Source organism: Mycobacterium ostraviense (assembly GCF_002705925.1).
GTDB classification, from domain to species: Bacteria; Actinomycetota; Actinomycetes; order Mycobacteriales; family Mycobacteriaceae; genus Mycobacterium; species Mycobacterium ostraviense.
This window is the reverse complement of record NZ_NKRE01000001.1, coordinates 303966-314018: the sequence shown is the minus strand read 5'-3', so window position 1 is coordinate 314018 and position 10053 is coordinate 303966. Positions and strand designations below refer to the sequence as shown.

9 protein-coding genes and 2 pseudogenes are annotated in these 10053 nt (G+C 66.7%); 6 read left to right on the top strand and 5 right to left on the bottom strand.

What is annotated here, in order from left to right; translation table 11 throughout:
• The 3 genes and pseudogenes from CDN38_RS29165 to CDN38_RS01285 form a co-directional block, all read right to left on the bottom strand.
• A pseudogene (locus CDN38_RS29165) lies at positions 1-213 on the bottom strand (IS3-like element ISBvi3 family transposase); the annotation flags it as partial.
• Positions 210-521, bottom strand: coding sequence for a transposase (locus CDN38_RS01290; RefSeq protein WP_075509940.1), 312 nt, complete (start codon positions 519-521; stop codon positions 210-212). The pseudogene CDN38_RS29165 and the gene CDN38_RS01290, both read right to left, overlap by 4 nt.
• A gap of 51 nt (positions 522-572) precedes the next feature.
• Positions 573-841, bottom strand: a pseudogene (locus CDN38_RS01285) (integrase catalytic domain-containing protein); the annotation flags it as partial.
• A gap of 290 nt (positions 842-1131) precedes the next feature.
• Between CDN38_RS01285 and fadD11 the strand changes: the two are divergent.
• A complete protein-coding gene (fadD11, locus tag CDN38_RS01280; RefSeq protein WP_075511303.1) occupies positions 1132-2976 on the top strand; it encodes a fatty acid--CoA ligase FadD11 in 1845 nt (614 codons plus the stop codon).
• A complete protein-coding gene (locus CDN38_RS01275; protein WP_075511304.1) occupies positions 2973-4856 on the top strand; it encodes a lysophospholipid acyltransferase in 1884 nt (627 codons plus the stop codon). The genes fadD11 and CDN38_RS01275 overlap by 4 nt, the downstream gene beginning before the upstream one ends.
• Positions 4857-4863: 7 nt before the next feature.
• Here CDN38_RS01275 and CDN38_RS01270 read toward each other — a convergent pair whose 3' ends face one another.
• Complete coding sequence (locus tag CDN38_RS01270) at positions 4864-5094, bottom strand: hypothetical protein (protein WP_075511305.1); 231 nt, start codon at positions 5092-5094, stop codon at positions 4864-4866.
• Between the two features lie 97 nt (positions 5095-5191).
• Here CDN38_RS01270 and CDN38_RS01265 point away from each other — a divergent pair, with 97 nt between their 5' ends.
• The 3 genes from CDN38_RS01265 to CDN38_RS01255 all read left to right on the top strand — a co-directional run bounded on the left by CDN38_RS01265 (position 5192) and on the right by CDN38_RS01255 (position 7968).
• The gene (locus CDN38_RS01265; RefSeq protein WP_075511349.1) at positions 5192-5629 is read left to right on the top strand and encodes a nitroreductase family deazaflavin-dependent oxidoreductase; all 438 of its coding nucleotides are present in this window, start codon (positions 5192-5194) and stop codon (positions 5627-5629) included.
• 33 nt (positions 5630-5662) lie between these two features.
• Positions 5663-6955 carry a threonine ammonia-lyase gene (gene ilvA / locus CDN38_RS01260; protein ID WP_075511306.1) on the top strand — a complete coding sequence of 431 codons (1293 nt, stop codon included), beginning with the start codon at positions 5663-5665 and terminating at the stop codon, positions 6953-6955.
• A 92-nt stretch (positions 6956-7047) separates the two neighbouring features.
• A complete protein-coding gene (locus tag CDN38_RS01255; RefSeq protein ID WP_075511307.1) occupies positions 7048-7968 on the top strand; it encodes a phosphatase PAP2 family protein in 921 nt (306 codons plus the stop codon).
• Positions 7969-7981: 13 nt separating this feature from the next.
• Here the strand turns inward: CDN38_RS01255 and CDN38_RS01250 are convergent, their stop codons facing one another.
• Positions 7982-8641 carry a pyridoxamine 5'-phosphate oxidase family protein gene (locus tag CDN38_RS01250; RefSeq protein WP_075511308.1) on the bottom strand — a complete coding sequence of 220 codons (660 nt, stop codon included), beginning with the start codon at positions 8639-8641 and terminating at the stop codon, positions 7982-7984.
• Between the two features lie 40 nt (positions 8642-8681).
• Between CDN38_RS01250 and CDN38_RS01245 the strand changes: the two genes are divergently transcribed.
• On the top strand, positions 8682-10007 hold the full coding sequence (locus CDN38_RS01245; RefSeq protein ID WP_075511350.1) for an aminotransferase class I/II-fold pyridoxal phosphate-dependent enzyme: 1326 nt from the start codon (positions 8682-8684) through the stop codon (positions 10005-10007).
• Positions 10008-10053 lie beyond the last annotated feature (46 nt).

The window sequence follows — 10053 nt, the reverse complement described above, 5'->3', positions numbered from 1 at the left end:
CAGCTCCAGCCATACCCGAGGCGAGCCGTAGGTGGCCGCGAACTCGCTTTGGCCGCGGATCTCGTCGATCAGCACAAGCAGCTCGGCGTCCCGGCGGGCCCGTAGGCTCGGCTGAGCCCGCCGGGCCCGCCACCCGTAGTAAGTCGATGCCGCCACACCTAGGACCCGCAATACGAGATCGACCGAGAAGTCATGGGCATCAATGAAATTCATGACCACCTCCGGGTTGGGCCGATCTCCTGGGCGAAATAGGCACTCGCCGCCCTCAACACGTTGTTGACGGCCCGAAGATCCTTGACCTCCGCGCGCAGTCGCCGATTCTCCTCGATCATCGCCGTCGTCGGCCGGTCGTCTCGCTCGCCGCGGTCGGCCTCGTCTTGGCGGATCCAGTTCCGCAAGGCCTCGGGATGAACATTGAGCTGCCGCGCCAGCTGTGCGATCACCGGCTTTGGATCAGACTCCCGATACAACCGCACCGCGCGTTCACGCAGCTCGGCCGGATACTTCCTGTTCGCTGCCACTGCACACTTCCTTCCTCCAGGCTCTCAAGATCAAACCTGGTTCGGAAGTCTCCGAGAAACCGGGGGAAGCACAGTTGCCTGTTCGGTGGCGAACGGCCGGTCAAGATCACCGGCCTCGGCCAGCAACGGCAACCACAGGCGCCGAGCATGACCACCAGATACTCGCCACACGGCATGCCCATCAACGCCCACACGTGCTCCAACAGCGCGCGGGCGTCGTCGCTGAAGGTCCGCGCCCGCAGCGTGCGCCCATCGACCTGCTCGGCCGGGTCCGGCAGTCTCGGGCCGGTCAGCATCCGCCGTGCCGTCGAGCGGCCCATCCCCGTGGTGGCCACCACCCGATCCAGAATCTTGGTCTTTTCCGCCTTCGATGCCCTGCCGTACTGGGTCCGCAGCTTGTTGGTTACCTGCCGTCTCGCGGCCATATCGATCTTGCCTTCCACATCGGGCAAGCCTTCCGGGCCACGCGCTCAAAGTAGGTGAGCCACCACCACCGGCCACGCGCTCAAAGTAGGCGAGGCACGCCGGGGTATTCCGCGCCTGATAATCGCGGACGTACGCTCACCGGTGTGATGTGGGCAGTGCTGATCTGGCGCCAAGGAGAACGGAAATGACCATAACCGAGCGTCCGACCACCCTGTGCCAGGCATTCCAGCGCATCGCGGTGATCGACCCAGACGCGGTGGCACTGCGGACCCCCGGTGGCGCCCAGACGCTGACCTGGCGCGAGTACGCCGCGCAGGTGCGACGGGCTGCGGCCGGCCTAGCGCGTTTAGGCGTACGACGCGGCGACACGGTATCGCTGATGATGGCCAACCGCATCGAGTTCTATCCGCTGGAGGTGGGCGCCCAACACGTTGGCGCCACGTCGTTTTCGGTCTATAACACGTTGCCCGCCGAGCAGCTGACCTACGTGTTCGCCAACGCCGGCACCAAGGTGGTGCTCTGCGAGGAGCAATACGTCGACCGCATCCGTGCCAGCGGTGCCCCCATCGACTACATCGTCTGCATTGACGGCGCGCCGGAAGGCACCATCTCGGTCGCCGAGCTCTATGCGGCCGCGCCAGCTGATTTCGACTTCGAGGCGGCGTGGCGCGCGGTCCGGCCCGACGACGTCGTCACCCTCATCTACACATCCGGAACCACCGGGAACCCCAAGGGTGTGGAGATGACGCACACCAACCTGCTGTTCGAGGGCTACGCCATCGACGACGTGCTCGGAATCGAGTTCGGTGACCGGGTCACGTCGTTTCTGCCGTCGGCGCATATCGCCGACCGGATGACCGGGCTGTACCTCCAGGAGATGTTCGGCACCCAGGTCACGGTGGTTTCCGATGGTCGCGCTATCGCGGCGGCGTTGCCCGACGTGCGGCCCACCGTGTGGGGCGCGGTGCCCCGGGTGTGGGAAAAACTCAAGGCCGGAATCGAATTCACGGTCAGCCACGAGACCGACGAGGTGAAGCGGCAGGCACTGCAGTGGGCGATGTCGGTGGCCGCCAGACGCTCGGAAGCGGTGCTCGCCGGTATGCCGATTCCCGATGAGCTAGCCGTCGAATGGGCCAAGGCCGACGAGCTGGTGTTGTCGAAGCTTCGTGAGCGGCTCGGCTTCGGAGAGCTTCGGTGGGCGATTTCGGGCGCCGCGCCCATCCCGAAGGAGACGCTGGGTTTCTTCGCCGGCATCGGCATCCCGATCGCCGAGATTTGGGGGATGTCCGAGCTGAGCTGTGCGGCCACCGCGTGTCACTCCCGCGACGCGCGGCTGGGCAGCGTCGGCAAGCTGCTGCCCGGGCTGGAGGGCAAGATCGCCGAGGACGGTGAATATCTGGTCCGCGGTCCGCTGGTGATGAAGGGTTACCGCAAGGAGCCGGAGAAGACCGCGGCGGCCATCGATGCCGACGGTTGGCTGCACACCGGCGACATATTCGACGTCGACGAGCACGGCTATCTGCGGGTGGTCGACCGGAAGAAGGAGTTGATCATCAACGCGGCGGGAAAGAACATGTCGCCGGCCAACATCGAGAACACCATCCTGGCCGCCTGCCCGATGGTCGGCGTGATGATCGCGATCGGCGACGGGCGCCCCTACAACACCGCGCTGCTGGTCTTCGACGCCGACTCGGTCGGTCCGTACGCCGCTCAGCACGGACTGGCCGACGCCTCGCCCGCGGCGCTGGCCGCCGACCCCGAAGTGATCGCCCGGATCGCGGCCGGCGTGGCCGAAGGCAACACCAAACTTTCCCGCGTGGAGCAGATCAAGCGGTTCCGGGTACTGCCCACCTTGTGGGAACCCGGCGGGGACGAGATCACGCTGACCATGAAGCTCAAGCGCCGCCCGATTCTCGCCAAGTACACCGCCGAGATCGAGGAACTCTACGCGGCTAAGCCGGGACCCGACGTCCACGAACCCGCCGTCGCGGCGACCGCGCAACCGGCAGCACTGGGGGAGCGGCGGTGACGGCACGCGAAGTCGGTCGGGTTGCGGTGCGAAAGCTGCTGCAGCGCACCGGAATTGTCGACGAATCGATCACGCCGTTGTCGACCGATCCGGCCGAGGTCGTCCAGTTGCTGGGCACCCCGTGGTATGACGAACGCCTGGCTCAGCTGGCCAACGAGCTCGGACGTGATCCCGACAGCGTGCGCGCCGAGGCCGCGGGCTACCTGCGGGAGATGGCGGCCTCGCTCGACGAGCGGGCCGTGGAGGCGTGGCGCGGTTTCAGCCGCTGGCTCATGCGGGCCTACGACGTGCTGGTCGACGAGGACCAGATCGCCGCGCTGCGCAAGCTGGATCGCCGAGCGACCCTGGCGTTCGCGTTCTCGCATCGCTCGTACCTGGACGGCCTACTGCTACCCGAGGTGATCCTGGCCAATCGGCTATCACCGGCGCTGACCTTCGGCGGCGCGAACTTGAACTTCTTCCCGATGGGTGCATGGGCCAAGCGCACCGGCGCCATCTTCATCCGGCGCCAGACCAAAGACATTCCCGTTTACCGGTTCGTGCTGCGCGCCTACGCCGCGCAGCTGGTGCAAAATCATGCCAACCTGACCTGGTCGATCGAGGGAGGCCGGACCCGGACCGGCAAACTTCGCCCTCCGGTGTTCGGGATCTTGCGCTACATCGCCGACGCCGTCGACGAAATCGACGGTCCGGAGGTGTATTTGGTGCCGACATCCATCGTGTACGACCAGCTGCACGAGGTGGAGGCCATGACCACCGAGGCCTATGGTGCGGTGAAACCACCGGAAGACCTGCGCTTCCTGATCCGGCTCGCGCGCCAGCAGGGTGAACGGCTCGGCCGGGCCTACCTGGACTTCGGCGAGCCGCTGCCGCTGCGCAAACGCCTCGAGGAGTTGCGGGCCGACGACTCGGGGACCGGGACCGAGATCGAACGCATTGCCCTCGACGTGGAGCACCGCATCAACCGTGCCACGCCGGTCACGCCCACCGCGGTGGTCAGTCTGGCGCTGCTGGGTGCCGACCGGTCGCTGTCCATCAGCGAGGTGCTGGCCACGGTGCACCCGCTGGCCAGCTACATCGCGGCGCGCCACTGGTCGGTGGCCGGCGCGGCGGACCTGACGAATCGCTCCACGATCCGATGGGCGCTGCACCAGATGGTGGCGTCGGGGGTGGTCCGCGTCTACGAAGCCGGTACCGAAGCGGTGTGGGGCATCGGCGAGGACCAGCACCTCGTCGCCGCGTTCTATCGCAACACCGCAATCCACATCTTTGTCGACCGTGCCATCGCAGAGATGGCGTTGTTGGCGGCCGCGGAGATCTCCGAACGTTCCGGGAATGGTTCGGTGTTACCGGCTACCGTGCGCGACGAGGCGCTGCGGCTTCGCGAGCTGCTGAAATTCGAGTTCCTGTTCGCGGCGCGGGCGCAGTTCGAGAAGGACCTCGCCGATGAAGTACGGCTGATCGGGCCGGTGGAAGACACCACCAAGGCGGCCACCGCGGAGCAGGTGCGGCGGTTGCTGGAGTCGGCCGATCTGCTGCTGGCGCATCTGGTGTTGCGGCCCTTCCTGGACGCCTATCACATCGTTGCCGACCGGCTGGCGGCCTGCGAAGACGATGTGTTCGACGAGCAGGCGTTTCTTGCCGAGTGTCTGCAGGTGGGCAAGCAGTGGGAATTACAGCGCAGAATCGCCAATGCCGAGTCAAGGTCGATGGAGCTTTTCAAGACCGCACTTCGACTGGCTCGCCATCGCGAGCTCGTGGACGAGGCCGACTACTCCGACAGCGCGGACATTGGCCGGCGCCGCCGCCAGTTCGCCGACGAGCTTGCGACGGCAATACAGAGGGTGAACACGATCGCCGAGTTGGCCAGAACGCGGTGAACCGCGGTTACCGCTGGGCCGGCATCAGCACCTTCAACACCAGTCCGACCACGATTCCGACGGCGGTGGCGCCCAGCACGGACGCGGCTGCGCTGGTTGTCAGCACCCCGAGCACTACCAGGGCGATGAACCCGGCGATCACGGCGAACAACTTGTGCCGCGGCCAGGGCACACCCGCGATCAGCACGTCCGTATTATTCGGGGCGGCGAACGAGCGCAATCGTTCGGCTGTGGTCATAAATTCAGCATAACAGTCACTTTGGTTTCGGCTAACCGAAGTTTGCCGGCGTCGGTGTCGACAGCGACCAGACGGGCAGCCTCTCTAGAGTGTGCTTATGCCGCTACATGGTGAATACGCGCCCAGCCCGCTCGACTGGTCGCGCGAACAGGCCGACAAGTACTCGGAGTCAGGCGGGACCGAAGGCACAGAACTGCAGGGCAAACCCGTCGTGCTGCTGACCACCGTCGGGGCCAAAACCGGCAAACTCCGCAAGACGCCGCTGATGCGCGTGGAGCATAACGGCGAGTACGCAATCGTCGCCTCGTTGGGCGGTGCCGCGCAGAACCCGGTGTGGTACTACAACATCAAGAAGAACTCGCGGGTCGAGCTTCGCGATGGCACCATCACGGGCGACTACGAGGCCCGTGAGGTATTCGGCGACGAGAAGGCTACGTGGTGGGACAGGGCCGTGCAGGCCTGGCCGGACTACGCCGAATATCAGAAAAAGACCGACCGCCAGATCCCGGTGTTCGTGCTGACACCGGTGAGCTGAGTTGAGCGGCAGGTGGCATGGCACCATTGATCGGTGTCCGCTGAACTGAGCCAGAGCCCGAGCAGCTCACCGCTGCTGTCCGCGGCTGACATCGACAGTGCGGCGAAGCGGATTGCCCCGGTCATTACACCGACGCCGTTGCAGCGAAGTGACCGGTTGTCGGCTGTCACCGGTGCGACGGTCTACCTGAAGCGCGAAGACCTGCAGGTGGTGCGCTCCTATAAGCTGCGCGGGGCCTACAACCTGCTGGTGCAACTGACCGATGAGGAACTGGCCGCCGGCGTAGTGTGCTGCTCGGCCGGTAACCATGCGCAGGGCTTCGCTTTCGCCTGCCGGTCACTGGGTGTGCGCGGCCGCGTCTACGTCCCGGCGAAGACACCCAAACAAAAGCGAGACCGGATCCGCTATCACGGCGGGGAGTTCATCGAGTTGATCGTGGGTGGGGCGACCTATGACCTGGCCGCCGCAGCGGCGCTGGAAGACGTTCGGCGCACCGGCGCCACGCTGGTACACCCGTACGACGACCTGCGCACCATCGCCGGGCAGGGCACCATCGCCGTCGAAATCCTCGCCGAGCTCGGCCCGATCGTCGAAGAGCCCGACCTGGTGGTGGTGCCGGTCGGCGGCGGCGGCTGCATCGCCGGGATTACCACTTACCTGGCCGAGCGGACGTCGGCCACGGCGGTGCTGGGCGTCGAGCCGGCCGGGGCCGCCGCGATGATGGCCGCGCTGGCCGCGGGCGAGCCGGTGACGCTGGAACACGTGGACCAATTCGTCGACGGTGCTGCGGTCAGCCGGGCCGGAACCCTGACGTATACGGCGCTGGCGGCCGCCGGGGACATGGTGTCGATCACCACCGTCGACGAGGGCGCGGTCTGTACCGCGATGCTCGATCTCTATCAGAACGAGGGCATCATCGCCGAACCGGCGGGCGCCCTGTCGGTGGCCGGCTTGCTGGAAGCCGACATCGAGCCCGGGTCCACCGTGGTGTGCCTGATCTCTGGTGGCAACAACGACGTGTCGCGGTATGGCGAGGTGCTGGAGCGCTCGTTGGTGCACCTGGGCCTCAAGCACTATTTCCTGGTGGACTTCCCGCAGGAGCCCGGTGCGCTGCGCCGGTTCCTTGACAGTGTGCTCGGTCCTACCGACGACATCACGTTGTTCGAGTACGTCAAGCGCAACAACCGGGAGACTGGCGAAGCGCTGGTAGGTATCGAGCTGGGATCCGCCGCGGACTTGGACGGATTGTTGGCCCGGATGCGGGCGACCCAACTTCACATCGAGGCCCTCGAGCCGGGTTCGCCGGCCTACCGCTACTTGCTGTAACCGGTCGCTCACATCGGCCCGGGCCGATGGATTGCTAGCGTGGTCGACGCCCGGACCGCCGTCGCGTTCCCGTTCCGAGTTGGGTTCGAAACATGAGCCAGCCATCTGGACCCGGTACCCCCGGTTTCGGTCTGGTGAGCGCAGCGACCGTGGGTTGTCTCGTCGTACTGGCGGTGTTGGCGACGTGGCTCGCCCGGAACGAGACGCCGATCCGCGGACTGTGGGCGGGGGCGTGCAACGTCGCCGTGATCGGCCGCGTGGTGGCGTGGCTACGCAAGCAGGCCGGCGCCTGGGGAGGGGCGCTGATTCGTCGGCTGCCGGTGTCCGAGGTCGCCGGTGTCGCGCTGCTCATCGGCGCGGCAGTGGTCACGGCGCTGGCAGTCTGCTTCACCGAAGTGCTCGATGATGTCCTCGAGGGTGATGGCATCGCGGGGATCGACCAGCCGGCTGCCAAATGGCTTGCGGCCCACCGCGACCTGTGGTTGACCGCGACGCTGCGGGTGGTCACCGCTGCGGGCGGTCCGGTCGGGATGGCGGCGCTCACCGCGCTGACCTGCCCCGCTGTGGTCTGGCGGTGCAGGTCGTGGCGGCCGGTGGTGCTTGCTGTGGTCGGTGGTGGTGGCATTGCAGCGGCGGTTCTGGTTGCGAAGGCAGTGGTAGTCCGCGATCGGCCGGCCCTGCCTTTCGCAGCGATCGCCGAAGGCGGATACTCCTTTCCCTCCGGGCACGCGGCGGGCACCGCCGCAGTCACCTTGCTCTCCGCATGGCTGGTGACCCGCTGGGTGATCACCTCATGGACCGGGCGAGTCATTGTCTGGACTATGGCGATGGGATGGTCGACCATAGTCGGGTTCTCGCGGATCTATCTGGGAGTGCACTACATCAGCGACGTGCTGGCCGGCTGGCTCCTGGGCATGGCCTGGGGCAGTGTCGTCGTGCTGGTCGGGACATGGTGGGACAGCACTTGGCGTGCGAGCGCCACCGAGCCGGGTTCTGCTAGCCGCATGCGGTGAGCGCACCGGTATCTCAGGGTCTGCGCGCGGCGGTCAGGTAGTCCGGCAGCGGGGTAGCAGGGTCGAGATCGTCGGCCGGTTGCGGTGTCCCCGCCGTCACGGCCAGCGGGATGACCCCGGCCCAATGCGGCAGCACACGATCTTCCGGATCGTCGACCGGTCCGCCGTGGCGCACCTTGGCCGAAACCTCGACAAGCTGCAGCGCAAGTACCGCGGTGGCGGCCAGTTCACGGATGTTGGGGGTCCGGCAATCGGCGGCGCGGCCCGGCCGGATGTGATCGAGCAGCGCGTGCAAGGCACGCAACTTCTCGGCGTCGTCGTCAACCACACGTGCGGTGCCCATCACGACCACCGAGCGATAGTTCAAGGAATGGTGCATCGCCGAACGGGCCAGCACCAGCCCGTCGACGACGGTCACGGTGAGGCAGACGGGCAGGCCGGCAGCCTTGGCGGCAAGCATTGGTCCGCTGCCGGTGGAGCCGTGGATGTACAGCGTCTCGCCGTAGCGAACATGCATGGTCGGCAAGACCGCCGGCCTGCCGTCGCGAACATAGCCGAGATGACAGAACAACGCCTCGTCCAGGATGCGGTGGACGGTCTCGCTGTCGTAACGTGCACGCTCCCGGTACCGAGAGGGAGTGGTGCGCGGCGTTGGTTGGTATGCAAGGGTCATATGATTGCCACCGATTCCGTACTAGTACATAATTATGACTGTGCCAGCACAATATAGGATAACCGGGACGGGTGCCGAATCCATAGCCACCAGCGTCGAACAAGCCATCTCCCAAGGCAGTCTCACGCCCGGGGACACCCTGCCGCCGATCCGCGACGTCGCGGGCCAACTCGGCGTGAATCCCAACACGGTGGCCGCCGCTTACCGCATCCTTCGTGATCGCGGGGCCGTTGAGACCGCGGGGCGGCGAGGGACCCGGGTGCGGAACCGCCCGGCCACCACCCCCCGGTCCACACTCGGCCTCGACGTCCCCGAAGGCGCCCGAGACTTGTCTACCGGAAACCCGGACCCCGCTTTGTTGCCCATCGCCGCCGCGCGACTACGTGCTCGTCCCGGACCACCCGTCCTCTACGGACAGCCGCCGATGTCGGACGAGTTGGTACACCATGCTCGCGCCGCGCTGACCGCCGATGGCGTTCCGGCCCGTCACCTCGCGGTGACCAGCGGCGCGCTCGACGGGATCGAGCGGATACTGACCGCACACCTGCGACCCGGTGACCGGGTTGCCGTCGAGGACCCGGGCTGGGCCAATCTGCTCGATCTACTTGCGGCACTGAGGCTTAACGTGGAGCCGGTACGAGTCGACGACGACGGGCCGCTGGTTGCCGATCTTGCTCGGGCGCTGGGCCGCGGGGTGCGGGCGCTGGTGGTCACCACCCGTGCGCAGAACCCGACCGGGGCGGTGTTGTCCGCGGATCGTGCGGCCGCGCTGGGCAATCTGCTGGCGGGCCGATCGGACGACGTGTTACTCGTCGAGGACGACCACTGTGCCGGCATCGCGGGGGCGCCGCTGCACACCCTGGCCGGCTCAACCGGCCACTGGGCTTTCGTGCGTTCTGCGTCGAAGGCCTACGGCCCCGACCTGCGCCTGGCCATCCTTGCCGGAGACCAGCGGACGGTTGAACGGGTGCAGGGGCGGCTGCGGCTCGGGCCGGGCTGGGTGAGCCACCTGTTGCAGGATCTAGCTGTCACGCTGTGGTCGGACGGGGAGGCGATGCGCCTGATTCGCAAGGCCGAACGGCGCTACGCGGATACCCGCATGCGGTTGTGTGCTGCTCTGGCCGACCGCGGTGTTATCGCATATGGCCGATCGGGGCTGAACGTGTGGATTCCGGTGCCCGACGAAACGGTGGCGATCACCCGGCTGCTCAACACCGGCTGGGCGGCGGCGCCGGGATCACGGTTTCGGATTGCGACCCCGCCCGGAATCCGCATCACCATTGCCGATCTGACCGTCGGCGAGATCGACCCCCTCGCCGACTCGATTACCGAGGCGATGCACGTCACCGGCCGTCGCAGCGTGTGAGGTTCCGGTTGTCCAGCAGGCGCAGAATCGCACTGTTGTGGCCACA